At 39.2% G+C, this 26271-nt stretch carries 18 protein-coding genes and 1 tRNA gene; 7 read left to right on the top strand and 12 right to left on the bottom strand.

Annotation, left to right across the window (positions count from 1 at the left end):
- Positions 1 to 35 precede the first annotated feature (35 nt).
- From ACXAGS_RS10125 to ACXAGS_RS10095, 7 genes are all read right to left on the bottom strand, one after another.
- Complete coding sequence (locus ACXAGS_RS10125) at positions 36 to 2231, bottom strand: PepSY domain-containing protein (protein WP_474906498.1); 2196 nt, start codon at positions 2229 to 2231, stop codon at positions 36 to 38.
- A gap of 7 nt (positions 2232 to 2238) precedes the next feature.
- Positions 2239 to 2727 (bottom strand): DUF2271 domain-containing protein, encoded by a 489-nt coding sequence (locus ACXAGS_RS10120; protein ID WP_474906496.1) that lies wholly within the window; start codon positions 2725 to 2727, stop codon positions 2239 to 2241.
- Between the two features lie 7 nt (positions 2728 to 2734).
- Complete coding sequence (locus ACXAGS_RS10115) at positions 2735 to 4225, bottom strand: ankyrin repeat domain-containing protein (RefSeq protein WP_474906494.1); 1491 nt, start codon at positions 4223 to 4225, stop codon at positions 2735 to 2737.
- 6 nt (positions 4226 to 4231) lie between these two features.
- Positions 4232 to 5161 carry a DUF6607 family protein gene (locus tag ACXAGS_RS10110; protein ID WP_474906492.1) on the bottom strand — a complete coding sequence of 310 codons (930 nt, stop codon included), beginning with the start codon at positions 5159 to 5161 and terminating at the stop codon, positions 4232 to 4234.
- A 216-nt stretch (positions 5162 to 5377) separates the two neighbouring features.
- Positions 5378 to 6649, bottom strand: a complete 1272-nt coding sequence (gene serS / locus ACXAGS_RS10105; protein ID WP_474906490.1) for a serine--tRNA ligase — start codon at positions 6647 to 6649, stop codon at positions 5378 to 5380.
- A gap of 104 nt (positions 6650 to 6753) precedes the next feature.
- Positions 6754 to 8085, bottom strand: a complete 1332-nt coding sequence (locus ACXAGS_RS10100; protein WP_474906488.1) for an HTTM domain-containing protein — start codon at positions 8083 to 8085, stop codon at positions 6754 to 6756.
- A complete protein-coding gene (locus ACXAGS_RS10095; RefSeq protein WP_474906486.1) occupies positions 8069 to 9007 on the bottom strand; it encodes a bifunctional riboflavin kinase/FAD synthetase in 939 nt (312 codons plus the stop codon). The genes ACXAGS_RS10100 and ACXAGS_RS10095 overlap by 17 nt, the downstream gene beginning before the upstream one ends.
- Before the next feature lie 54 nt (positions 9008 to 9061).
- Between ACXAGS_RS10095 and ACXAGS_RS10090 the strand changes: the two genes are divergently transcribed.
- Complete coding sequence (locus ACXAGS_RS10090; RefSeq protein ID WP_474906484.1) at positions 9062 to 12814, top strand: reprolysin-like metallopeptidase; 3753 nt, start codon at positions 9062 to 9064, stop codon at positions 12812 to 12814.
- Positions 12811 to 13503, top strand: a complete 693-nt coding sequence (locus ACXAGS_RS10085) for a hypothetical protein (protein ID WP_474906482.1) — start codon at positions 12811 to 12813, stop codon at positions 13501 to 13503. The genes ACXAGS_RS10090 and ACXAGS_RS10085 overlap by 4 nt, the downstream gene beginning before the upstream one ends.
- 4 nt (positions 13504 to 13507) lie before the next feature.
- Here ACXAGS_RS10085 and pth read toward each other — a convergent pair whose 3' ends face one another.
- The 3 genes from pth to ACXAGS_RS10070 form a co-directional block, all read right to left on the bottom strand.
- A complete protein-coding gene (pth, locus tag ACXAGS_RS10080) occupies positions 13508 to 14137 on the bottom strand; it encodes an aminoacyl-tRNA hydrolase (RefSeq protein WP_474906480.1) in 630 nt (209 codons plus the stop codon).
- A 65-nt stretch (positions 14138 to 14202) separates the two neighbouring features.
- Positions 14203 to 14817, bottom strand: coding sequence for a 50S ribosomal protein L25/general stress protein Ctc (locus tag ACXAGS_RS10075; protein WP_474906478.1), 615 nt, complete (start codon positions 14815 to 14817; stop codon positions 14203 to 14205).
- A gap of 20 nt (positions 14818 to 14837) precedes the next feature.
- A complete protein-coding gene (locus ACXAGS_RS10070) occupies positions 14838 to 15779 on the bottom strand; it encodes a ribose-phosphate pyrophosphokinase (RefSeq protein WP_474906476.1) in 942 nt (313 codons plus the stop codon).
- Positions 15780 to 15925: 146 nt separating this feature from the next.
- Here ACXAGS_RS10070 and ACXAGS_RS10065 point away from each other — a divergent pair.
- From ACXAGS_RS10065 to ACXAGS_RS10045, 5 genes are all read left to right on the top strand, one after another.
- A tRNA-Leu gene (locus tag ACXAGS_RS10065) sits at positions 15926 to 16007 on the top strand.
- Positions 16008 to 16264: 257 nt separating this feature from the next.
- Entirely contained in the window at positions 16265 to 17479 is a 1215-nt protein-coding gene (dinB, locus tag ACXAGS_RS10060; RefSeq protein WP_080318052.1) for a DNA polymerase IV, read from the top strand.
- A gap of 148 nt (positions 17480 to 17627) precedes the next feature.
- Positions 17628 to 20642 (top strand): DNA polymerase III subunit alpha, encoded by a 3015-nt coding sequence (locus tag ACXAGS_RS10055; RefSeq protein ID WP_474906474.1) that lies wholly within the window; start codon positions 17628 to 17630, stop codon positions 20640 to 20642.
- Between the two features lie 157 nt (positions 20643 to 20799).
- Positions 20800 to 21165 carry a DUF7009 family protein gene (locus ACXAGS_RS10050; protein ID WP_474906472.1) on the top strand — a complete coding sequence of 122 codons (366 nt, stop codon included), beginning with the start codon at positions 20800 to 20802 and terminating at the stop codon, positions 21163 to 21165.
- Position 21166: 1 nt separating this feature from the next.
- Positions 21167 to 23458 (top strand): FdhF/YdeP family oxidoreductase, encoded by a 2292-nt coding sequence (locus tag ACXAGS_RS10045; RefSeq protein ID WP_474906470.1) that lies wholly within the window; start codon positions 21167 to 21169, stop codon positions 23456 to 23458.
- Positions 23459 to 23479: 21 nt separating this feature from the next.
- On the opposite strand, the gene treF is transcribed toward ACXAGS_RS10045, so the two are convergent.
- Positions 23480 to 25069, bottom strand: a complete 1590-nt coding sequence (gene treF / locus ACXAGS_RS10040; RefSeq protein ID WP_474906468.1) for an alpha,alpha-trehalase TreF — start codon at positions 25067 to 25069, stop codon at positions 23480 to 23482.
- A 10-nt stretch (positions 25070 to 25079) separates the two neighbouring features.
- Positions 25080 to 26258 (bottom strand): acyl-CoA dehydrogenase family protein, encoded by a 1179-nt coding sequence (locus ACXAGS_RS10035; RefSeq protein WP_474906466.1) that lies wholly within the window; start codon positions 26256 to 26258, stop codon positions 25080 to 25082.
- Between the last annotated feature and the right edge of the window lie 13 nt (positions 26259 to 26271).

Below are 26271 nucleotides of genomic sequence, written 5' to 3'. Positions count from 1 at the left end.
GTTAAGGAGATTAGAATTTATAGGGTAAACCCGGCTTAGTAACAATCTGAAAGTATTTGCCCTCTTTCTTCAAAAAGATACAAAGGCTGGTTAAGATGGGTTATAGTAGCCTGATTTAGAACTTTTAAAACTTGTTTGTGCATGGCTAGGGAACCGCAAATCATGATGGCCCCTCCGTTTTGCAATTTAGCGGCTATTTCCTTGCTATGTAATTCCAGTACTTGCTGTATATACTGTTTTGTACCTTCTTGGGAATAGGCTAAATGTACCTGTTGTAATTGTTCTGATTGTAAATGGGCAGACAGGTAGGGTTCATAAATTTGGTAAGAGGCCTTGGTGCGGCCACCCCAGAATAAATCTAAATGAATCTTTTTTTTGTTTTCTGCAATTATTCCTAAAAATGGAGCCAAACCTGTACCGTTAGCAATACAGGTTATACTTGTTGCTTCTGTGGGAAAATGAAAGTGTATGTTTTTTTGAATGTTGGCCTTTATTTTATTCTTTGCTTCTAATGTGGAAAAATACCTAGAACAAATACCATGCTCATGAACTTTAATACTTAACAAAAGTTGTTCGTTGTATTTAGCTATGGAATACAGTCTAGGCACTTGGTCTTCTTTAGGGCTGTACGCAAGTAAATCTCCTGATTGAAATTGTATTTTTTTTCTAGGTTTTAGCCGTAATAAAAAGGTTTGGTCTTCATTTACTTTGGTCCTTAAAGTCACTTCAAAATCATTTGGTTTAAGGTGGCTACTTTTAGGTAGGTATGCTGCCAAATTTAAGTGCTCTCCTTTTTTATTGTTGTACTTTTCTACCCAGTCTGCAAACGTATCCTTAGCTTGGTTGTTAATTTTTACCAATGGAAGAATTTCTTTGAAGTTATCTTGTTCACGTAAATTTTGTGCCACATCTATAGCAAATTGGCAATAGAGTGGATAGGACAACGAGCCAAAACCAATTACGGCATAGTTAAGTTGGTTGGGTTGTACTATGGTTCTTAGTTTGTTTAGAAACTTATTTGCATTGGTAGGTGCTTCCCCTTCGCCATAGGTTGCGGTAAGTATAAATATATCCGTTGCTTTTTTGTAGGTAGAATAGGTGTTTAAAGGTGCAACAAAGACACTTTTGCCCGCTTTTATCAATCCTTTCTGTAATGCCAAAACAAAACCATTGGTGTTACCAGTTTCAGAACCATATAGTATAATGTGAGAGCTTTCATCTTTACTAAATTTAGATTTGCCAATGGAATGTTTTACGCGTTTACGCCACATGACAAAGCCGGAATAAATAAAGAAAAGAATTGAACCACTGGCTAGTAATAAAACTATGGACCAAAGAATAGATCCTTGCCCTGTGTGCAAGGTTAAACTTAGTTTACTGGCCAAATAGGTAAAAGGATAGGGTTGTTCACTGAGTATTTCACCGGTATATTGGTGTACGTAAAGTTCTTTGTCTTTTAGGGCGAGCTCAAAATAATCTTCCGGAAATGGCGAAAACGGAAAGGTAACCAACCGCACTTGGTCTAGGGTTATGTCTTTAAAGATGGCTAAATCTGAAGCATGTACACTTTCGTCTACATTGTCTTCTGGTCCTATCATCTTATGAGTAACCCGAGTGGGTGGTAGGAGTGAAAATTTTTCCGCAGATAAATAAACTCCTGTAGCTGCAATTAGGATAATGGGTAGTAAAAACCAACGCCCAAGAACCACGTGGTAGCGTAATTCAAAATAATCTGGCTGTACCTTGCTAAACAGTTTTAACAAACCACCTTGGCGTTTAATAATCAGTAACAGACCAGTTACGGCAATTAAACAAAGTAGAAATGATACCAGACCAACAAAAAAGCGACCTACACTTTTTAGAAATAACGATCGGTGTAGGTTGGTAGTAAAGCTAAAAATAGGATGTTGTGGTTTTGGTACACCTAAAATTTCAGCACTTTTTGGATGTACATATAGCTCTTTGTTATTCCCTTCTTTGGTTACTACGTTGGCTACTACATAATCATCTTGGTCTACTTTAAACGATAGTACCTCGTCGTATTCTTGCTGCAAAGCGGCAATTGTTTCGGATAGCCTTACCTGGTCTAAGGGCATAGGATTATATCCTTTTGTTGCGGTTTGCATAGGCTCAAAGGCCAATACAATTCCGGTGACCGATGCCAGAATTAAAAAAAGGCCCGATGATAGGGCCAATACCAAATGACTATACCTCCAAATAGAGATGGTCATAAACTATTTATTGTTTAATCATTCTTACATACCTAATGTAACCCTTGCCTTCATTTTTGGTGGCAAGATTTTCGGTAGTTAAATCAAACTCTACATCGTCCATGTAGTATTCATGGTCCTCAACAGCCGATTCAAATCGTAATTTATAGCCGGTATCAATTTTATCTGCAGGAATTTGTAAAACAGTCATTTTTCGTTGTCCTCCGGTAACGGTTTCGCCAACTATGCCATCTAGGGTAGGTCTTTTTACCCCATACAAGTTTGTCCACCAAGCTGTTAAATCTCGGTACCATTCTTCATCATCTCCTTGAACATAAAGGGTTTCTATATAGTTACCGTCCTTATCAACCACAGAGACTACAACATAGGCTCCTTCGCCCTCGTAATTGGTTAATTGGATCATGCATTTGTAACCAATAGTATTTGGTGCCTGTACAAAGGCAATTAATGTAGTTAGTAGTACTAAACCAAAGGTTAATCCTAGTATTCTTTTCATTTTATTCTTATGGTTTTAAAAAATCTAGTTTGATGTTGTTTTTTCTTAGCATTTCATTTTCAGAAGCCAAATCAAATACCGTTTCCTCAAAATCCGTAGTGGCCGATACATCTGCTCCTACAGAAATTAAATACTTTAAAATATCATCGTTCTTAGAAGACATGGCCGCAAGGTGTAGTGCCGTGTTACCTTCATTATTCTTCTTATTTACGTTGATCTGGAAAGATGCCAACTGTTTTAGTAGTTTTAAGTTATTCTCTTTGGCCGCTAAATGTAACAGGGTGTTACCATTGTTTTGAGGTGCTGTAAAATCTACGTTCGCTTCTTGTAGCAAAGCAAGTTTAGCTTCATACTGGTCTATATTTCTTGGATTGTAGTTTTGTAATAAATAATAAGCTAGACCGTTACCTTCCTTATCTTTTGCATTTACATTGGCTCCCTGCCCAATTAAATAGGCCACTACATCTGCAGAATTGCGCTCAACTGCGAGCATTAAAGCTGTTTGTCCTTTTTTGTTTACGGGATGAATATCTTTTTTTGGGGCCAATAGCTTTATTATTTCTAAACCATTACCACTGGCGGCATTTAAATAAGGAGTTTGGCCATTGTTGTCTGCTAATTCTGAGTCAAGACCTGCTTGGATTAAATGCTTAAAAAGCGCCACATCTTTATTATTTCTTGCAACAAGATGTAATAAGGATTGCCCTTCAGAATTAATTAAATTAGGTTTTAACCCTAGCCCTTCTAAGTAGTCAAAAACTTTTTTATCATTTTGGTTACGGCGAGAACCTTGGGCGGCTAAAAAGAGCGCGTTTTCTCCTTTACTGTTAATGGATTTGTAGTCTACACCTTTATCTTTAAGCGTTTTTAACAAGTCAATATTTCCACTACGTGCCGCATACATAAATGCGCCATTACCATCGTTATCTTTGCTGCTTAAAGAAAGTCCCTTATCTATAAAATATTGGATGATCGTAAAGTCTTTGGCGCTAGAAGAAGAAAGTAATAGGGCATTTGCTCCATTATGGGTGGTAGCGTTTAAATCTGCTCCTTTTGCTAGTAAAGCATCATAAATTTTGGTGTCTTTTAATCCTGCATTGGCAGAAAAGTTTATTACGGAATACCCATGGGCGTCTACTGCTGCGGCATCTGCGCCATTTTTTAGTAGATAATCTACAACTTGCTGGTTGCCAGAATATGCTGCCCAATGCAGATAAATTCTTCCGTCATGGGTAAGTTTGTCCACACCATTGCCTTCTTTTTCAATAATGTAGGCAATAGTTTTGGGGTCAACTTTTTGTAAAATGGCGTATGTAGCTCCATCAAAAAATGCAGGATTACGTGCAGCAATGTCGTTACCGGCGGCAATTTTTTCTCCTATAGTAGCTATGCTTGGGTTATTGCTCCAAAAATCCCGATTTAAAAAGACATTTTTTTGAGCTAGTAGTTGTGTAAAACAACCTAATGTGAGTACACTTAAAACTGCTAATTTTTTCATTTATAATTAGTTTTTAGTATTGCCCTCTGGGTTTTCTACCACAAAGGCGTTTATTGTTTTTTCAATTTCCAATTCGCTTGTAAGTTCTTCATCAAACAAATGCTTGTAAAGTACTTTATGGTCTACTTTTTCTTTAAGGGTAAGGTCTTGGTTATTTTGGTAAACTTTTTCCCATATAGCGCGCACGGTGGCCCATTTTTCTTTATGCGAAGACCACCAATTAGCGGCGCCTTTGCAGCGTTCGTCCGGTACACGTACATATGTATTGTAACCCTTTTCTTTGGCAAGAACCACATCTTTTTGGTTCTGTTTTCTAATTAGTTTGCTGTTATCTTGGTCGTGTACCCATCCTTCTTTGGTAATTTCATGTCTATTGCCTCTTAGCGTAATATTGTAATCCGCTCTTGTGGTATATTCTCTTCTAGGTAAAGGTGCCGTTGTGGTATTTTCCCAATAGCTTTTTCCGTCTACGTGTACCCAGGTGGCGGAGCCTTCGTATCTGGGGCTATCATCTACCTGATACACTTTTTGGGTCCATTGGCCTTTAACTTCTTCTACTGGTTTTTGTACAAAGGTCCAATTATTCGCTCCATTATAATGATAGAAATCCGTGTTTTCAAACAACCAGTCCTGTCTCCAATGTTTAACAATGTATGGGTCTTTAGGGTCACCTACTTGTAGTAGGTGTTGTATCACTATTTTATTATCCGTGTCTGTTACTAATTGTGCCCACTCTAACCCTTTGTCCACTTTTGTTTTAGAAGGTTTGTAGAGCGAATCTTTACTGTAGTTAAAAGTTTCGGCAAAGTTGAAAGTAACCTCAAAACAACCGCACATCTTTTTAATGGATTGTTGATCTAGCTCTTTTTTGGTTTGGGCAACAAGTTGTAAGCAAAGAAAAGAAGCTATTAAAAAAGCACTAATGGTTTTACTCATTTTTTGATGCGTTGTAACGTTTGTGAAATTGGATAAATTCTATTGAGAATTATCAGGCATCAAATTTATATATAATGAGTCTAAATAAAAACAAAATCAAATTCTTTTTTGTTAAATATGTAGCTAGTTTGCTTTTGGTTTGCCCATTTTAGGACAAAAAAAAGGAGCCATTGGCTCCTTGAAATCTTAATTAAAATATGGATTAGCGCTTTTCTTCTAATCGATAATATCAAATCCGCAATAAGGTACTAATACATCAGGAATTTTAATTCCATTTTCAGTTTGATAGTTTTCCAAAATACCTGCTAAAACCCTTGGCAAGGCTAAAGAACTACCGTTTAAAGTGTGGGCCAACTGCTTTTTGCCATTTTCGTCCTTAAAACGCAATTTTAGACGATTGGCTTGATAGGTCTCAAAATTAGATACAGAACTAATTTCTAACCACCTATCTTGTGCTGTAGAGAACACCTCAAAATCGTACGTTAAGGCAGCGGTAAAACCTAAGTCGCCCCCGCATAACCTTAATATGCGGTAGGGTAGTTTAAGTTCTTTTAAAAGTTCTTTAATATGATTGGTCATATCTTCTAAAGCAGCATAGCTATTGTCTGGGTGCTCTACCCTAACAATTTCTACTTTATCAAATTGATGTAGCCTATTTAAACCTCTTACATGGGCTCCATAGCTACCTGCTTCTCTTCTAAAACAGGGTGTATATCCGGTGTATTTTATAGGAAGCTCTTTTGCATTTAAAATCTCGTCCCTAAAAACATTGGTTATTGGAACTTCTGCGGTTGGTATTAGGTATAAATCGTCTTCGCCTACATGGTACATTTGCCCTTCTTTATCTGGCAGTTGACCGGTCCCAAATCCAGAAGCCTCGTTTACCAGGTGCGGTACTTGAATTTCTGTATAGCCCGCAGCTGTGTTTTTATCCAAAAAATATTGAATTAAAGCGCGCTGTAAACGAGCACCTTTTCCCTTGTAAATTGGAAATCCTGCTCCAGTAACCTTCACACCCAATTCAAAGTCTATGATGTCGTATTTTTTAGCCAATTCCCAATGGGGTAGCGCACCTTCTACCAAACTAGGTATGTTGCCTTCCCTGAAAATTTCCTCATTATCCTCATCGCTATTTCCCGCAGGAACACTACTATGTGGAACATTGGGTAATTGATACAGTTCTTGTTGTAAGGCCGTAGCCGTTATAGAAAGTTGCTCGTTTAAGGATTTGGATTGTTCTTTTAAAGTTGCGGTTTTTTCTTTTAACTCATTGGCCTCTGCTGCTCTACCGCTTTTAAAAAGTATACCTATTTCTTTGGAAAGTTTGTTGCTTTCTGCTAAGGTGTTATCCAGTTCGGTTTGGGTAGCACGCCTTTGTTCATCTAATTCTAGAATTTTATCTAGAATGGGTAAAGCCTCTATATTTCTTTTTTTTAAGGCTTCTGCAAATGCATCTTTCTGATTCCTTATTTCTTGAAGTTGCAACATCTAATTTGTTCTTTATGCTGCAAATTTAAGTTAATAGGCGAATTATTAAAGGATTTCTTTTGCTAATGAAAGTCCATCAACTATAGAACTACCCATGCTTAAATTTACTTTTGTGTGTTAGGTGGGTAGGGTAATACCCACGGATTGGGTTTTAAATGGTGCCATTTCGCACTTGCCAGGTCTACTTTGGGGTCTATGAGCGGTGCGTATTCTCCTTGGTTTACTTTGGCTTTAGAAATTGCGTAGACTGCTACATCTTCACCTTTTTGGGCGTACTCTTTCTTTAAATGCTGGGCAAATTGCCAAGCAAAATCTGGATAACAGGCAACCTTTCTGCGTTGTTTTTTGGTTAAGTAGTTATTCATATTAATGCGGGTAATTGCTTTGGTTTTTTTATTCACTACCCTAAAACGAATTGTACCCGCTCTACTTCTGAGCATCATACGCCAACTTAAACGGTGGCCCTCTTCTGTCCACAATACATCGCTATCAATAAAATGATGCCTAATAGGTAGGGCAATCTGAATTACTAGGTAAACTAGTATGGCTGCGGTTGTCCATCTTGCATGGGCGGGTATAGTGCCCGTAATAGGAACAGACCATTTTTTATCCCTTAGAAATAAATTACGGATGGTTTTTGGTCCAAAAAAGAACAGGCAAAATGCTAAAGATAAATATGGGAAAATACCAATTCTAAAGACGATGCTATTAAATAGGTGAAAGAAAATAGCAGCTATAAAAGCAAATTTGCGTGTTCGTTTCCATAGTAAGGCCGGTACAATAAGAAGGTCAAAAAATATACCAAAAAATGCAACGGATTTATGTACCCAAGCTTGTTGTAAAAATGCACCTACTAAGGCATAATCTTTTTTGCCTTTTAATAATAGTTCTACAAAACTAAAATCTAGCCAATCTGCATATAATTTGGCAACAGCTGCATACGTATATACAATAAATAATTGGGCGATTATTAGCCATCTGCACCAATTATACATCCATTCTTTTTTGGTGGTAGGCTTAATTCTTGAATCTAGTGAAAAACTAGCTGCGGCTGGTAAAAATGCCATGATGTAGGCTAACAACATTAAAAGATAATAATGGTTGTTATAAGAGGTCTTTTGCATTAAATATACCCCTGTCCAAAGTATAGCAAACCCTAAAGAGGCAAACCGGTACCGATAACCAAGCATAATTAGTATGCCAAAGATGCCCATTAGGGCAAAATAAATATACATTCCGTTACCGGGTAAGGGCTGTAAAAATTCAAAACCAATAAAATTAAAAGTAAATTTAGGTTCTATTAAGGTGCGCCTTACCCAACCTGTGGCAATTGCGCCAAAACTTTCTGCTGCAACCAAAATCCCATAAAACACCCTAAAAACCAGTAACTGGGCGTTGTCTATTTTTTTTAATAAGAACTTATTTAGGTATTCCATTCTCTAAATAGGCTAGGGAGGTAATTTTGTCTTTTTCTAGTTGGGCAATCAACTTTTCTAGGGAGTCAAACTTTTTCTCGTTCCTTATCTTCTTAAGTAGGCGCAATTGTAATTTTTGACCATACAAATCTTGGTCTACATCAAAAAAATGAATCTCAATGCTTTGCTGGGTTCCAGAAACGGTAGGATTAAAGCCAATGTTCATCATGCCATAAACCGTTTTTCCTGCTAATTCTGATTGGGCAATATAAACCCCATTTTGCGGTATAAGCTTGTAAGCTTCTTTTATCTGTAGGTTGGCCGTTGGAAATCCCATTTTTTTACCAATCCCCTTTCCTTTAACTATATGTCCCGTTAGTAAATACGGATAGCCCAAATAAGAGTTGGCTGTTTCAATATCTCCTTCATTCAAGGCAGCTCTAATTTTTGTAGAACTTACGGAAACATCAGAAATTTCTTGGGCCGGTATTTCTTCTACATCAAAATCATACGTTTCACCGTATAATTTAAGGTCGTTTATATTGGCATTTCTATTTCGGCCAAATCTGTGGTCATATCCAATTACCACATTTTTCACCTTTAGTTGGTTGGCTAAAACATCGCGCACAAATTCTAAAGCGGTAAGCCTAGAAAATTTTTGTGTAAATGGATGTACAATAAGGTAGTCTAGCCCTATTTCTTTTAAAATTTGCTCTTTTTCCTCTAAGGTATTCAGCAGTTTTATGTTGGCATCTTTTTGCAAGACCATTCTTGGATGCGGAAAAAAAGTAAGTACCAGAGACTTGGTGCCCGTACTTTTGGCATTATTTATGAGGCGTTCTAAAATCTTACGATGACCAATATGAACCCCATCAAACGTACCAATGGTAATAGCCGTTCTGTTGCTGGTTGTAAATTCAAAAATATCTTGGATTGCTTCCACAGAATAACAAATAAAAAAGGCTTACATTTGATAGCAATACGCCCCTTTTTCAGGATGAGAGCTAAGTTACACCTTGTTTTATCAATATCCATATTTTTTATTGTCTTTTCCGGATGGTCTCAAGATAATTATTGGAAACCTACAGCAAATCAGTCAGTTGCAACTACAGGTAAATTATCAATAAAAACGGACATTTATGCCCTTAACGCACAAAAATTTGGTGCCGTGTTAAAGGAAGGTACTATTAAAGGGCAATTAGTGTATCTACCAATAACTAACCAAGGTACTAAGGCTTTTTTGGTCAAAGAAGCTAGTGTATTACATCCTGCATTGGCAGCGCAATTTCCAGAAATAAAATCCTACCAAGCGGTAAGTACGGATAAAAGGTATACTGCCAAAATTAGCTTTACCCCTAAAGGTGCGGACATTACAATTTTAAATAATGGCAACGGAAAAACGCAAATAGTTTCGTTAGATAAAAATACAGGTTTGTACACAAGCTATGAACGTAACCTTGCTCCAAAAGCTTTTGGTGCTTTTGTATGTAAAACTCCAGAAAGTTTTGCAAAACAAAGTGCTTACCAAGATATTCCCAGAAATCTGGTGCAAGACCAAGCTTTGCGTAAATTTAGAATAGCAGTCTCTGCTACGGGTGAATATACGGCCCATCATGGTGGTACGGTGGCAGATGCTTTGGCTGCAATAAATGCCACTATCACAAGGGTTAATGTTGTTTTTGAACGAGATTTAGCTATTACTTTAGAAATTGTACCAAATAACGCTGATGTTATTTATACAGATGCTGAGACAGACCCTTATAATGGTAGCCTAAATGCAGAGGCGCAAGAAACCCTAACTACCATAATTGGGGCAGAAAATTATGATGTAGGTCATTTATTTCATGATGCGAATCCTAACGGAAATGCGGGTTCTATTGGTTCGGTTTGTAATGATAGTAGAAAGGGTAGTGCTTTTTCGGCTAGTTTTGAACCAGAAGGTGACCGATTTGATTTGGATTACGTTGCCCATGAATTAGGGCATCAGTTTGGAGCCAACCATACTTGGTCTTTTGAAAGCGAAGGCACGGGAGTCCAAGTAGAACCGGCCAGCGGTACAACCATCATGGCATACGCAGGTATTGTAGAAGGCAATAATGTTGCCGCCTTTGGGAGCGACTATTTTCATCATGCCAGTATTGTGCAAATCACCAATTTTGTCAGTAGTTTAAGTTGTCAAGAAACCTTAAGTTTTGCCAATACAGCGCCTACAATAGCAGTACAGGAAAATTATATTATACCTAGGAATACCCCTTTTAAATTAGAAGCAACAGCCACAGATGCAGAATTGGATAACCTAACTTATGCCTGGGAACAAATAGACAATGGGGTGGTTACCACCCAGTCTTTTGGGCCAGAGAATACTTCAGGGGCTAACTTTAGGTCGGTAGCTCCCAGCGGCAATAATTATCGTTATTTTCCAAGAATTACTAGAATCTTAGAAAACCAATTAACACAAACGTTACCTAACGTAGATTCTATCTGGGAAACGTTGTCTAGTGTAGAGCGCGATTTAAACTTTGCCGTTACCGTAAGAGATAACAATCCTCTGGGTGGGCAAGTAGCTACAGATTCTGTTAAAGTGCAGGTGGTGAATACGCCACGCGCCTTTGAAGTGTTATCGCAAAAAACTAGTGTAAATTATGCTGCAGGTAGTGTACAAGAAGTGCGTTGGCAAGTAGCAGAGACCAACTTGGCACCAATTAACACAGAATTTGTAGATATTTTTCTTTCAACCGATGGTGGATTTAATTTTGATGTGGTCTTAGCAGAAAACGTTCCCAATACGGGAATGGCAAAAGTGCAATTACCAAGTACAAATACAGCAACGGCTAGGATTATGGTTAAGGGAAAAGGTAACATCTTCTTTTCGGTAAATACGGCTAATTTTACTATTACTTCCAGTACTATAGTTCTAAAAACGGAACAATTAACTTACGAGGTCTGTAAACCTAATACGTTAACCATTCCTTTTACATTAGAACTAAATGATGGTTTTTCCGAAACTGTAAATTTTTCCGCTAATTTACCCAGTGGTATTACGGCGGTATTTACACCAAACAATGCTAATGTAGATGAAACCGCTGTATTGGTAGAGTTAAATAATATTTCCTCCATACCAGTTGGCATATATGATATAGAACTGGTTGGTATGGCGAATAGCGCTTCTGCTTCCGTACCACTTACGCTAAAGGTTTTGGATGATGCCTTGGATAACATATCGCCTGAATTCCCGGAAGATGGTGCTATCAATATTGGTTTGGAACCAATTTTAACTTGGGCAGAAAACGATAATCATGGTTTTTACGAAGTAGAAATTGCTACGGATAATACCTTTGCCAACGTTGTCTATACCAAAACCGTAAATACAAATTCAGTAAATGTAGCGGGTTTAAGCGCGGAGACTACCTATTTTTGGCGTGTTAGGCCAAATAATAGTTGCGCTACCGGAACTTTTAATCCGGGCAGTGCATTTACAACTACCGTGGTAAATTGCGATGCTTTTGATGCACCATGGTTACCACTAGAGATTTCACCCGAAACAGCATCTGTTGTGGAATCTAAGATTACGTTTTTTCAAGATGCCCCAATTGCAGATTTAAACGTAAACCTAGAACTGTCTCATACGTATTTAGAAGATTTAATCGTTAGCCTAACATCACCCGCGGGTACCAAGGTGTTTTTACTTTCTAAAAACTGCGGAAACTTGAATAATATAGTCGCCACTTTTGACGATGAAGGTGAAACCTTGGTATGCGGTAATAACCCAGCTGTTAGCGGTATTGTAAAGCCTTTAGGAACCCTGGCTAGCTTTAACGGAGAAAGTTTGCTGGGAGAGTGGGTGTTAAGAATAGAAGACACGGCTCCATCAGATGGAGGGCAATTGGAAGCATTTTCTATTGAAGCGTGTATAGAGGGTATTTTTAGGCCAGATGAGGATGGGGATGGGGTTTTTGATGATGGAGATGATCTTTGCTTGGGGACTCCTAAAGGTGCCTTGGTTGACGCCAATGGTTGTGCAATTAATACTTTTGAGACGTCTAATTTTTCAATTGAAATAAACAGTGAATCTTGCCGTTCCAACGAGGATGGTAGTGTAAGTGTAGAGGTGCAAAATACAAGTTTACTGTATACGGCTACATTAACAGGGAACACTGGAGAGTCGCAGTTAGAATTTACGGAAGATGTTGTTTTTGCTAATCTATCTTCCGGGACTTATCAATTATGTTTTACCGCAACAGATGGTGTGTTAAACTATAGGGAAACTTGTTTTGACGTGGTAATTTCTGAACCACAGTCATTAGAAATTTTGAATGAAACGTTAACCGAAGACGGGTTTTTAAGTTTATCGCTATCCGGTTCGGAATTTTATAACATTGAAATTGATGGCGTAACCTATCAAACCCAAGAGCATATTTTTGAAAAGCAATTGGGTGTTGGGGTTCATAACCTAAAAGTAAGTTCGGCATTAGCTTGTCAAGGCGTTTATGAACGTATTCTTGTAGTAGCGGGCAACCCTACTTTACTAGAAAACCCCGTTGCCAATACTGCTAGGATTCTTCTGGATTGGCCAGAAGATACCGTCTATGTTCGTGTTTTTGGATTGAATGGAAGTTTGCTGTCGTCTGCTAAACATACAGTAACCGGTAATCAATTTCAAGTGCCCGTAAGCAATTTGGCTAGTGGTATTTACTTGCTGCAGATTCAAGGAAAAGTAAAGACAGAAACCATAAAACTAATAAAACGATGAAGACAAGGTTATTAGTTGTTATTGTAGTGCTATTAGTAGCTTTTAGCTGTGGTAAGAACGATGATGGTCCTCCGCCAGCTCCACAGGCTGCGTTACTGCTTTTTCCTGAGCAGAATTCTGAATGTACCACGGGAACGGTTATAAATGAAAACCAAACACAAGTAACGTTTTCTTGGCAGGCATCTGCAAATACAGATGAGTATATACTTACGGTTATAAACTTAGAGACCAATAGTCCACAAGCTATAAGAACCAGAAATACTTCTGCAAGTGTGGCCATAGAAAAAGGCACTCCTTTTTCTTGGTCTGTGTCGTCTACCAATAGCAATAGTGCAGAAACTGCTACTAGTGAAAATTGGCTATTTTATAATGCTGGTGCACAAACAAATTATGCTCCGTTTCCCGCACAAATACTTACCCCAAAATCTGGTAGCACCGTATTTATGAATCAAGATAGCCAAGTATTTTTGCAATGGTCTGGAGCAGATGTAGAAGAAGATATTGAAACTTTTGAAGTTTATTTTTCAGCTACCAATCCACCGGAAGAATTGGTTCAGACTTTAGATAATGCAACTACTGGTTTAGGCGTTTCCGTAGTTTCTGATAGCACGTATTATTGGCGTGTGGTAACAATAGATGCAAGTGGTAACACTTCTGATTCTGGCGTATTCGATTTTAAAGTGTATTAGTGAATTAGGTGTTGTTGTATTGGTTCATGGTATTTTTAATACCGGCAAAAATAAAAGAGCGAACCAAGTCTGTAGAACGTTGTAAACGTTCTTTTAATGAGGCATTTTCTTGTTCCGTCCATTTACCTAGTACAAAATCTACTTGCTTTCCTTTGGAATAATTGGCTCCCACACCAAAACGGAACCTGGGGTATGTTGTGGTATTTAGTATTTTTTGAATGTCTTTTAGGCCATTGTGTCCACCGTCACTTCCTTTTCCTTTTAAACGAAGCGTGCCAAAATCTAGGTTTAAGTCGTCTGTAATAATCAACACATGGTCTAACGGAACATTTTCTTTGTCCATCCAATATTTTACCGCTTTTCCACTTAAGTTCATATAGGTGCTGGGTTTTAGGCAAACAACGCTTTTTCCTTTGTGTTTAAAACGTCCAACAGAACCTAATTTATCAGACTCAAAAGAAAATTGCTCCTCTTCTGCTAAAGCGTCTAATACTTTAAATCCAATGTTGTGTCGGGTATCGTCATATTCTGTGCCTATGTTACCAAGGCCAACAACTAAAAACTTTTTCATGGGGTCTGTTTCTGTAGTTAGGTTAGAAACTTCTGTTCTGTCTTTAAACAACCATTTTAGCATGGTCTAAAAATACAAAAGCATCCTTTTCTTGGAAAAGGATGCTTTTACTATTTGGTAAAAGTGGATTAAGCTTCTGCAGCTTCGCCACCTTCTTCTTCGCCTTCTTCTTCGTCTTCATCATCACCAACAACAGCATTTCTAGAGGCTTTAACCTGTACTACGGTGATGTTGTCTGGTTGCATGATGGTATACTCGTCTACCCTTAGGCTTTCAACGGCAACTTTACCACCAATTTTAAGTTTTGAGATATCTACAATAATCTCGTCTGGTAATAAATTAGGTAATGCTTTAACAGAAAGCTTACGGTTTCTGAACAACAATCTACCACCGTTTCTAACACCTGGTGAGTTACCTTCTAAACGAACAGGAATGTTCATTGTTACAGGCTTGTCATCAAACAACTGGAAGAAATCTATGTGTAAGATACTATCTGTTACTGGGTGAAACTGGATGTCTTGCAATACTGCGTTTATAGACTGTCCGTTGTCCAACTCAATTACAGCGGTATACGCGTTAGGAGTGTACACCAACTCTTTGAACGATAGCTCTTCTGCTGAAAAGTGTATCGGTGATTCCCCTCCGTATATAACGCAAGGGACCTTTCCAGCATTACGTAGGGCTTTGGTTGCTACCTTGCCCACGCTTTCTCTTTGGGATCCTTTGATAGTAATTGACTTCATTTTATCTATTTATTAAAAAATTACATTAAAAATTTAGAAGATATAGAGGTGTTGTGGTGTACCCTATGCATTACATCTGCAAATAAATTGGCACAACTTAGCACTTTAATCTTGTCAAAATTTTCCCTTGACGGAATTGAATCTGTTATAATCAATTCTTTAAGTTGGGATTTTTCTATTCTTTCATAAGCGTTGCCAGAAAGCAATCCGTGGGTAGTAATGGCGCGTACGCTTAATGCACCACGTTCTATCATTAAATCGGCTGCTTTGGTCAAGGTGCCAGCGGTATCTACCATGTCGTCTACCAAAACAACGTTCTTTCCGGTAACATCTCCAATTAATTCCATTTTAGAAATTATATTGGCTTTTTCGCGTTGCTTATAACAAATAACAACATCGCTTTCCAATGCTTTGGAATAGGCATAAGCTCTTTTAGAACCACCCATATCTGGCGATGCAATACATAAGTTATCTAAGTTTAATTCTTTAAGATAAGGTAAGAACAAAGTAGAGGCAAACAGGTGGTCTACAGGCTTTTCAAAGAAACCTTGAATCTGGTCTGCATGCAGATCCATGGTAATGATTCTTGTAGCACCAGCCGTTTCTAGCATTTTTGCCACTAGTTTAGCCGCTATGGGTACTCTAGGCTTATCTTTTCGGTCTTGTCTAGCCCAACCAAAATAAGGCAATACGGCCGTAATGTGTCTAGCAGACGCACGTTTTGCGGCATCTAGCATTAACAACATTTCCATTAAGTTTTCCGGACCGGGATTGGTAGAACCAATAATAAAAATTCTTGCGCCCCTAACAGATTCTTCAAAAGAAGGTTGAAATTCCCCATCACTATATCTAGAGAATTTTATGTTTCCTAGCTCAGCCCCATAGGCAGCTGCTATTTTTTCCCCTAAAGCGGTGCTTTGGGTACAGGCAAAAATTTTCGGTTCTGGTACTTGATATGGCATTGCTAAAAATTGAAAACAGGCAAATTTACATAAAATGCCTGCTTAAAATCGCTGCAAATTTACACAATAATCTGGGTTGCTAAAGAATATTTTTGTAATTATTGATTGGGGATTCAAATTATTTTATAATTTTGCCATCCGTTTTAGCCTTGGTGGCGGAACTGGTAGACGCGCTGGATTCAAAATCCAGTGTCTTCGGACGTGTGGGTTCGATTCCCACCCAAGGTACTTAAAGCCTCTTAATCTTTGGATTTTGAGGCTTTTTTATTGTTTGCCCACCTAATTTCCTCTTCCTTTTTTTAGATGATTTTATCAAAGTCTTGAGTAGCTAAATAGGCTTCTAATTTTCTTGTTGGTATTTTAACATGGATAAAATCCAAATAAATGGAAAAATTCCATAATTTAGCTTCCCTCTTTTTATGGATTGCCTTTTTGATTGTTAAAAAGGGATGTCTAACAAGTTAGCAGTAGGGGAGTTAAGTGGTATGAACAAGACTATTCTACATTTGGATTTAGATACGTTTTATGTGTCTGTCGAGCGACTCATACAACCAGCATTAAAGCACCGTCCATTATTGGTTGGCGGTACAAGTGATCGTGGTGTGGTTGCGGCCTGTAGTTATGAAACTCGTGGTTTTGGGGTGCATTCTGGTATGCCCATGCGTATGGCCAAACAGTTGTGTCCAGAGGCGGTGGTAATTAGGGGCAATGCGGGTACGTACAGTAAGCATTCAGATGTGGTTACGGAGATTATTAAAGAGCAGGTGCCTGTTTTTGAGAAATCCAGCATAGATGAGTTTTATGCAGATTTAACGGGGATGGACCGTTTTTTTGGCTCGTATAAATATGCTACGGAACTGCGTAAAAAAATAATTAAGGAGACGGGTTTGCCTATTTCTTTCGGGCTTTCGGTAAATAAAGTGGTATCTAAAGTTGCTACTAATGAGGCAAAGCCTAATAATCAGATAAAAATAGATTTTGGGTACGAAAAGCCTTTTCTGGCTCCTTTGTCCATTAAAAAAATACCCATGGTGGGCGATAAAACCTACCAAACCCTGCGTAATCTGGGAATACGCCAAGTAAAAACCGTGCAAGAAATGCCCAAAGATGTTATTCACCAAGTACTGGGTGCCAACGGGGTGCTTATTTGGAAAAGGGCACAAGGCATAGATAATACGCCAGTGGTTCCTTTTAACGAGCGTAAATCTATTTCTACGGAGCGCACTTTTGATAAAGACACCATAGACGTGGTTAAGCTCAAAGGTATTTTAACGGCAATGACAGAGAATTTGGCCTATCAGCTGCGCCGTGGCGAAAAGCTTACTGCTTGCATTACGGTAAAGATTCGGTATTCGGATTTTAACACTTATTCCAAGCAAAAACGAATTGCCTACACCAGTGCGGACCATATTTTAATACCTAAGGTGATGGAGTTGTTTCAATCGCTCTACAATAAAAGAATGTTGGTGCGCTTGGTTGGGGTGCGGTTTAGCCACCTGGTGTCTGGAAATTACCAAATAAACTTGTTTGAGGATACAGAAGAAACCCTAAATCTATACCAAGCCATGGATAAAGTGCGGCAGCGCTTTGGAGACAGGGCCGTATTGCGGGCTTCTGCTATGGGCGCCAAAACCATTGGTAGAATGCAAAACCCATTTAATGGGCAACCACCCGTCGTCTTGGCGCATAGAAAACAGTAAAACCTAGTTGCCAGATGGTAACATTACTAATTCAAAAATTTTGTGCGAAACGAACAACGAACAACGAGTAACGAGTAACGAGTAACGAGTAACGAACAACGAGCAACGAAAAACGAGTAACGAACAACGAAAAACGAAAAAACACACCGTGTATCTAAATTGCCATACCTATTATAGCTTACGCTTTGGAACCTTTTCTGAGGTAGAGCTTTTGCAATTGGCACAAGAGCATCATGTGCGGCAATTGGTGCTAACGGATGTAAATAATACTTCTGCGGCGCTTAATTTTATGCGTAAAGCGCCAGAATATGGGGTAAAACCTATTTTGGGTATCGATTTTAGGAATGGTGTAGACCAGTGTTTTGTTGGTGTGGCACAAAATAATGTGGGGTTCCAAGAATTAAATGCCTATTTATCTCATTTTTTGCACCAACATACCCCTATTCCAGAACGGGCTCCTGTTTTTAAACATGCTTTTGTAGTATATCCGTTTGAAAAGGTTTTGCTGAATGAATATGATGATTTTCTACCGCATGAATTTATAGGTATTTCCGTGCGCGATTTACGGAGACTACCTTTTTCTCGACTTAAAAATTACACAGACAAGTTAGTAGTACAGCAGCCGGTTACTTTTAGAAACAAGCGCGATTTTAATGCGCACCGGCTATTGCGTGCTATTGATAATAACGTGCTATTAAGTAAGCTAGACGACGACCAAGTAGCTAGCGAAGAAGAGAAAATGTATCCTATCGCCAATTTGGCCCAAGTGTTTTCAGAATACAGTTTCATCTTAGAGAACACTCAAAAGTTGTTGGATGGCTGCGAACTGTCTTTTGATTTTTCGGCCCATAAAAAGACCCAGAACTTACAGCATTACACTAAAAATGCCGCAGAAGATGTAGCCTTGCTTAAAAAATTGGCAGAAGAGGGACTGCCGTATCGGTATCCAGAGGTGACCCAGGCTGTAAAGGACCGTGTGGCAAAAGAACTGGATTTAATTATTCAGATGGATTTTGTCTCTTACTTTCTCATTAATTGGGATATTGTGAGCTATGCTCGCAAGCAGGGTTTTTTCTACGTGGGCAGGGGTAGTGGTGCTAATAGTGTGGTGGCGTATTTATTGCGAATTACAGATGTGGATCCAATGGATTTGGATTTGTATTTTGAAAGGTTCATCAACCTGTATCGTGCCAATCCTCCCGATTTTGATATCGATTTTTCGTGGCGAGACCGTGAGCACATGACGCAGTATATTTTTAATCGCTTTAATCACGTGGCACTGGTAGGTACCTATGTTACGTTTAAAGAAAGAGGGGTAATTCGCGAATTAGGTAAGGTGTTTGGATTGCCTAAAGAAGAAATAGATGCTTTGAGTTCGGGGCAAACCAACCTAAAACAACTAGACACCATAGCGCAGTTGGTACTCAAATACGGTAGGCTCATCCATGGAATGCCCAATTATGTAAGCGTACATGCCAGTGGTATTTTAATAAGTGAGGGTCCGTTGCAGCAATTTTCGGCCACTTTTTTACCGCCAAAAGGTTTTGCTACCGTTCATTTTGATATGATAGCTGCAGAAGATGTAGGCTTGTATAAGTTTGATATTCTTGCGCAACGCGGTCTGGGTAAAATCAAAGATACTTTGGGTATTGTGCAATACAATCAGCCAGAGAAGTACACTTTTGATATTCATGATGTAAAAGCATTTTTTAAAGACCCTACCATCAACAATTTAATAAAGACAGCACAATGTATGGGGTGTTTTTACGTGGAGTCTCCCGCTATGCGCATGCTACTCAAAAAATTAGAAGTAGATAATTATCTGGGGTTGGTGGCGGCCAGTTCTATAATTAGGCCTGGGGTGGCAAAAAGCGGTATGATGCGGGAGTATATTCTTAGGCATCGTAATCCGGGAAGGGCAGAAGAAAAAGGGCATCCTGTACTATTATCTATTATGCCAGAAACCTATGGGGTTATGGTGTACCAAGAAGATGTGATAAAGGTGGCGCACCATTTTGCCGATTTGGATTTGGGAGAGGCAGATGTACTCCGCAGGGGCATGAGTGGTAAATTTCGCTCGCGCGAAGAGTTTGAAAAAGTAAAGGATAAATTCCGAAGCAATTGCTTGGCCAAAGGGTATGCAGAAACGTTGATAGATGAGGTGTGGCACCAAGTGGCTAGTTTTGCTGGCTACGCTTTCGCCAAGGGGCATTCGGCCTCTTATGCGGTAGAGAGCTATCAGAGTTTATTTTTACGGGCTTATTTTCCGTTGGAATATATGGTGGCGGTGCTCAATAATGGTGGTGGATTTTATAGTGCAGAATTTTACATTCATGATGCACGTATGCTTGGGGCAACCATACATCCGCCTTGTGTAAATCAAAGTGTGGCGGCCAATGTAATCTATGGTACCCATATTTATTTAGGATTTATGTACCTGCGCGATTTGGAAGAGCGGGTAATGCAACGCATTGTAAACGAACGCATGGAACAGGGGCGTTTTTTGTCTCTAGAAGATTTTTTAGACCGTGTGCCTATTGCTATGGAGCAGTTAAGTATTTTAATACGGATAGATGCCTTTAGGTTTACGGGAGTTAATAAACATGAGTTGCTTTGGAAGGCGCATTTTGCCTTAGCCAAGGGCAAGCGCATAGAACACCCCAAGCTTTTTAAACCCAAGCAGCCTAAGTTCCAAATTCCTAAACTACACACTACGGATTTAGAAACGGCTTTTGAACAGTGGGAGCTATTGGGATTTCCATTGTGTAGCCCTTTTGCGTTGTTGGCAGAGCCTGCTAAAAATAACAACGGACAAAAACATTTACAGGCGTATTTAAATAAGCATATAGATATTTACGGGTATTTGGTTACGGTAAAAAATACCAAAACACATACGGGTAAAAGAATGCACTTTGCTACGCTTTTAGACTGTTACGGAGAAGTGTTTGATACGGTTCTTTTTCCGCCGGTCGCCGCCAAATACAGCTTTAGAGGCAAGGGTATTTATCGGTTTTATGGTAAAGTGGTGAGCGAATTTGGATTTTTAAGTATTGAAGTAATAAAAATGCAAAAGCAAGATTACGTGCCAGACCCACGCTATGCAGATATGCGCGCCGGTAAAAAAGCATTGGAGGATAAGAAAAAAGATGAAGAAAGGGTTTAATAGTTGTCACGAGTAAGTTGCGTTTATTTTGCAATTGACACTGCATATTTTTTCAGAATCGGGAAAAATTGGTTCCAAAAGAATAAAGGATAGGTGTAAATGAGGTAAAGAACTATTGGCTAATGCGTACCTTAGTGGATAGGTTAAAAATTGCTCCATGAAAATTAGAATAAAAGGGAATTCGGTACGATTTAGACTTACGCAGTCTGAGGTTAAAAAGCTTTCCACAGAGGGTATAGTGGTAGAAACCACAGCTTTTGAAAGTGCAAACTTTACCTATCAAGTAAGGCAATATGCTGGCATCACCGCATTGCAAGCTAATTTTGAGAACAATTGTATTTCAATGTTGGTGCCAGAAACAGAGGCCAAGGAGTGGTATGCTAACAATCTAATTGGTCATGATAATACCATGTTGCTGCCATCTGGAGAAAAATTATACCTACTGTTAGAAAAAGATTTTACCTGTATGGATAATACCATAGAAGACCAGTCAGACAACTACCCCAATCCTAAACTGCAATAAAATGGCAAACAACAAAAGAAAAGTCTCCTATACGGGTTCTACAGAATTTACAGGTTTAAAATTGGGAGATCCCATACAACATGCTGCAGGTGCATTGGGCGTAAAGGAAGCTTTAAAACATACCTTCAAAGAAATGGGGGTGGTGCGTTCTACCCGTGCCTTATTTAAAATGAACCAGAAAGACGGATTTGATTGTCCTAGTTGTGCCTGGCCAGATCCAGAACATCCTTCTAAAATTGCAGAATACTGTGAAAACGGAGCCAAGGCATTGGCAGATGAGGCTACCACAGATAAAATAGACGCCTCTTTTTTTGCTAAACATTCGGTAGAAGCGCTATCCCAACTCACGGATTACGAATTAAACCGATTTGGGCGTTTGGTGGCACCTTTGGTGTTGCGCCCTAATAGCGTGCATTATGAAGCCATTTCTTGGGAAGAATCCTATCAGCTTATAGCCGAACATTTACACAAACTAAACAACCCCAATGAAGCTATTTTTTATACCTCTGGGCGTTCTAGTAACGAAGCTGCTTTTTTATACGGCACCTTTGCTAGGGCTTTTGGTACTAATAATATGCCAGATTGCTCCAATATGTGTCATGAAAGTAGTGGCGTAGCGTTGGGAGAAACTTTGGGTATAGGTAAAGGTTCTGTTACTTTAGACGATTTGTACGGGGCAGAAGTTATTATCATAGCCGGGCAAAACCCTGGCACCAATCACCCTAGAATGTTATCGGCCTTAGAAAAATGCAAGCAGAATGGTGGTAAAGTGGTCAGTATTAATCCGCTGGAAGAATCAGGACTTGTACATTTTAAGAATCCACAGCATGTAAAAGGAATGTTGAGTGGTGAAGACATGGCAGATATTCATTTACAGGTACGCATAAACCAAGATATTCCTTTGGTAAAGGCCATCTTAAAAAAGTTAAAGGCATTAGATGCGGAAGGTAATTCAGTTTTTGACCACGATTTTATTGCGAAGTACACAGAAGGTTATGAGGCAGTAATGAACGATTTGGACCAGCATAATTTGCAAGATTTAATTGCAATGACTGGCGTTTCCGAGGCAAAAATAGACGAGACGGTACAGTTATTGGCGCCATCTTCTAAAATAATTGTTTGCTGGGCCATGGGGCTTACACAGCATAAAAATGGGGTAGAGACCATACGGGAATTCATCAATTTACTACTACTTAAAGGAGCAATAGGTAAACCCCATGCAGGAACCTGTCCGGTAAGGGGCCACAGTAACGTACAAGGAGACCGTAGCGTAGGTATTCAGCACTTTGTAGATGAGGCCATGAACCAACGTATTAAAGAACATTTGGGTTTTGATGCGCCTACGGAAGAGGGTGTAGATGTGGTAAAAGCCATAATGGCAATGCATAAAGGCGATGCTAAAGTATTCATGTGTTTGGGCGGTAATTTTTTAATGGCAGCATCAGACACGGCCTATACGGCAGAAGCTATTCAGAATTGCGAGTTAACCGTGCAAATTAGCACAAAACTGAACCGTTCTCACTTGGTGACAGGAAAAACAGCTTTGATTTTACCCACCATGGGACGCTCAGAAAAAGACATGAAAAATGGTAAACTGCGCAGCTTTACGGTAGAAAATAGCATGGGAAAAGTTAGGCATAGTAAAGGTCTGCTGAAACCTGCTTCCGGAGATTTGGTAAGCGAACCCGAAATTATTGCAAATATTGCCGATGCTTATTTTAAAGGGAATCATTCTGTGGATTGGAAAACCCTTGGGGATAACTATGAAATGGTTAGAGAGTTGATAGATAAAGTGGCAAAAGGTTTTAAAGATACAGAGGAGCGCGCCAAAGGCTCAGGGTATTATTTGCCCAATAATGCTAGAGAAAAAGATTTTAGCCGTTTGCCCAACGGTAAAGCGCAATTGATGGTGAATAATTTACCAAATCATGATTTGAATGAGGACGAATTTATGTTGATGACCATTCGCTCTCACGACCAATTTAACACCACTATTTATGGGTTACATGATCGTTACCGTGGGGTTTATAATGAAAGGCGGGTCTTGTTTATGAATACGAACGATATGGCGGCTAAAGGTTTGGCTAAACGTGATGTGGTGAATTTGCATAGCCACTACGACGGTGTAAAACGTACTGCGGAAAAATTTCTAGTGATACCTTACAACATTCCAGAAGGAAACTTAGGAGCTTATTTTCCAGAAACCAATGTGTTGGTTCCTATCAATCACTTTGCAGACCGTAGTTACACGCCTATAAGTAAAAGTGTAAAGGTTACTGTGGAAAAGTTATAGTTGAAAGAAGTTGGAATAATTTTATTGTTCCAACTCTTTTTTAAAAGCTAGGTACACTCCATTGCTCCAACCAAAACCATCTTGCACTGGGTATTCTCCGCCGCCTGCTTCTAAGGATAAATCCTCTACGTTATATTTTTCTACAAATTTGCCTGTATTTTCATAAACCTTTTCATTCAATTGTACCCAGCGGGTAGCAATGGTGTTAGCGAGCGTTTCATGGCCATAGTTTTTTAACCCAACATAGGTTAGCCACTGCAGCGGTGCCCATCCGTTAGGGGCATCCCACTGTTGTCCAGAATGGTTTAATGTGCTAACCACGCCACCTGGTTTTAAAAACTCTTGTGCTATAGCTTTGGCAATAGCATCCGCCTGGGCTTGCGTTGCCATTTTAAAAAATAGCGGATACACGGTAGCCAAAGATTTTACGCCTGTTCCCTTGTTTTTAATAAAATTGTAATCTTCAAAAACACCCAATTCTGGATTCCAACATTCTTTAGTTAAGAAGGCTATACGGTTTTCTTGCTGAGTTTTTAATTGGTTTACATAATCTGGATGGTCCTTATAGCATTCTATAAGTACGGTTTCTAAACCGTAAAGCAGTGCATTTAAATCTACAGGAATAATATCTGTGGTTTCTATGGTCTCTATGCTATTCCCGTCTGCAAACCAACGGGTAGAATAATCCCAGCCAGATTCTGCACCGGCGCGTAAATCTTGGTACATTTTTATGCCACCGTTCACTTTGGCAACTTGGAGGGAATCTTCTTTAAAAGATTCTTGTCTTGGCCCGGTCCCTTTGTCAAAATAGCGATTCATTGGGCCAATGGCTGTTTTAACTACATGTTCGCTTGCTGTTTGTTCCGCGGTATCCATATGCATCCAAAACTCGTATTCTGCTTTTAATGCTTTTGCATATTTGCTGTAGATTTCCGGACCTTTATGCTTTGCCAATAATGCCACCATTTGTGCAAAAAAGGGAGGTTGGGAACGGGTTAAATAATACGTTCTATTGCCGTTAGGTATATGCCCTATGGTATAAATTAAATGCGAAAAATTATCTAGCATGTTTTCAATCAGTTCAAACTCGCCGCTTTCAGCTAGGCCCAACATGGTAAAGTAGCTATCCCAATAGTAAACCTCTCTAAAGCGTCCGCCTGGAACTATATAAGCCTTAGGTAAGGGTATTAAAGAGCCCATTTGTTGTACGGTATCATTACTTCTGGTTAACACAGGCCAGAGCGATGCAACATGCTCCGCTGCATTTTTAGTGGAGTCTGATTTAAAATCAGATGATACGGACGGCGGAAGGTCAAAATGAGCTGTTATAAACGCCTTTAGGCTAAAATCATCTTTTAATTTTTCGTTCTGATAAGCTTCCAGAATAACTTCTGGGTCGTTTTTAGGTGTGCAGTCTACAAAGGTTTTGCTGTCTTTAAACAGCGTACTCATTTGTACGGCTACAAATAAATCGCCATACAACTCGTCTGGAGTTTGCAGGTTGAGTTGAGGTGTTGCTGTTGTAAGTTCAGTATTATTATCTGTAGGTTTGGGTTCCTGCTTACAAGCGAGTAGTAATAGTGAAATCAAGAGAAAATATAAGTTTTTCATAGTGTGCGTATTATTTAAATGCAGGTATACCGGTTATATCCGCTCCTGTAATTAGTAGATGGATGTCATGTGTGCCTTCATAAGTAATAACACTTTCTAGGTTCATCATATGTCGCATGATACTAAATTCCCCAGAAATTCCCATAGCACCGAGTATTTGTCTGGATTCCCTAGATACTTGTAAGGCCATGGCAACATTGTTTCTTTTTGCCATGGATATCATGGCAGAGCTAGCTTTACCTTCATTTTTTAATTGTCCTAACCGATGCGCTAACAATTGCGCTTTGGTTATTTCCGTTACCATTTCTGCTAGCTTTTTTTGTTGTAGTTGAAATGCAGCAATGGGTTTGCCAAACTGCATACGTTCTTTAGCGTATTGCAAGGCGGTATCGTAACAATCAATTGCAGCTCCTATTGCGCCCCAAGAAATACCATATCGGGCAGAGTCTAGGCAATGTAATGGAGCGGATAATCCACTTTTACCGGGCAATAGATTTTCTTTAGGAACCTTTACATTGTCAAAATGAAGTTCTCCAGTTGCAGATGCGCGCAAAGACCATTTGTTGTGGGTTTCTGGTGTGGTAAAGCCTTCCATGCCACGTTCTACCAAAAGACCATGAATTCTACCATCTTCGTTTTTGGCCCAAACTACAGCAACGTCTGCAAATGGCGCATTTGAAATCCACATTTTAGCACCGTTTAATAGGTAGTGGTCTCCTTGGTCTTTAAATTTGGTTTCCATGCCTCCAGGGTTAGAACCATGATTGGGTTCTGTAAGTCCAAAAGCACCCATAAATTCCCCAGCTGCCAATTTGGGTAAAAATCGTTGTTTTTGTGCTTCGGTACCAAAAGCATAAATGGGGTACATAACCAAGGAAGATTGCACAGAAGCGGTAGAACGGATACCGCTATCGCCACGCTCTATTTCTTGCATTAACAAACCGTAGCTTATATAGTCTAAACCAGCACCGCCATAGTTTTCTGGAATCATAGGGCCAAAAGCACCTATTTCTGCTAAGCCGCCGATTAACTGTTTGGGAAAGGTAGCATTTTGTGCATGCTCATCAATAATAGGGATAACGGCTTTGTTTACCCATGAACGTGCCGCATCCCGAACCAGTTTGTGTTCGCTACTTAAAAGATTGTCTATTAAGTAATAATCCGGTGCAGAAAATGCCTTTGGGTCCATGTGCTTCAGTTTA

Source organism: Croceivirga sp. ABH4_376 (assembly GCF_056160685.1).
The sequence above is the reverse complement of the archived record's forward strand: the minus strand, read 5'-3'. Positions and strand labels throughout refer to the sequence as shown.

Bases quoted from the DNA above. Each gene is read 5' to 3' on its own strand.
- ACXAGS_RS10125 (WP_474906498.1), bottom strand. From the start codon at position 2,231: ATGACCATCTCTATTTGGAGGTATAGTCATTTGGTATTGGCCCTATCA.
- ACXAGS_RS10120 (WP_474906496.1), bottom strand. From the start codon at position 2,727: ATGAAAAGAATACTAGGATTAACCTTTGGTTTAGTACTACTAACTACA.
- ACXAGS_RS10115 (WP_474906494.1), bottom strand. From the start codon at position 4,225: ATGAAAAAATTAGCAGTTTTAAGTGTACTCACATTAGGTTGTTTTACA.
- ACXAGS_RS10110 (WP_474906492.1), bottom strand. From the start codon at position 5,161: ATGAGTAAAACCATTAGTGCTTTTTTAATAGCTTCTTTTCTTTGCTTA.
- serS (WP_474906490.1), bottom strand. From the start codon at position 6,649: ATGTTGCAACTTCAAGAAATAAGGAATCAGAAAGATGCATTTGCAGAA.
- ACXAGS_RS10100 (WP_474906488.1), bottom strand. From the start codon at position 8,085: ATGGAATACCTAAATAAGTTCTTATTAAAAAAAATAGACAACGCCCAG.
- ACXAGS_RS10090 (WP_474906484.1), top strand. From the start codon at position 9,062: ATGAGAGCTAAGTTACACCTTGTTTTATCAATATCCATATTTTTTATT.
- ACXAGS_RS10085 (WP_474906482.1), top strand. From the start codon at position 12,811: ATGAAGACAAGGTTATTAGTTGTTATTGTAGTGCTATTAGTAGCTTTT.
- pth (WP_474906480.1), bottom strand. From the start codon at position 14,137: ATGCTAAAATGGTTGTTTAAAGACAGAACAGAAGTTTCTAACCTAACT.
- ACXAGS_RS10075 (WP_474906478.1), bottom strand. From the start codon at position 14,817: ATGAAGTCAATTACTATCAAAGGATCCCAAAGAGAAAGCGTGGGCAAG.
- ACXAGS_RS10070 (WP_474906476.1), bottom strand. From the start codon at position 15,779: ATGCCATATCAAGTACCAGAACCGAAAATTTTTGCCTGTACCCAAAGC.
- dinB (WP_080318052.1), top strand. From the start codon at position 16,265: ATGAACAAGACTATTCTACATTTGGATTTAGATACGTTTTATGTGTCT.
- ACXAGS_RS10050 (WP_474906472.1), top strand. From the start codon at position 20,800: ATGAAAATTAGAATAAAAGGGAATTCGGTACGATTTAGACTTACGCAG.
- ACXAGS_RS10045 (WP_474906470.1), top strand. From the start codon at position 21,167: ATGGCAAACAACAAAAGAAAAGTCTCCTATACGGGTTCTACAGAATTT.
- treF (WP_474906468.1), bottom strand. From the start codon at position 25,069: ATGAAAAACTTATATTTTCTCTTGATTTCACTATTACTACTCGCTTGT.
- ACXAGS_RS10035 (WP_474906466.1), bottom strand. From the start codon at position 26,258: ATGGACCCAAAGGCATTTTCTGCACCGGATTATTACTTAATAGACAAT.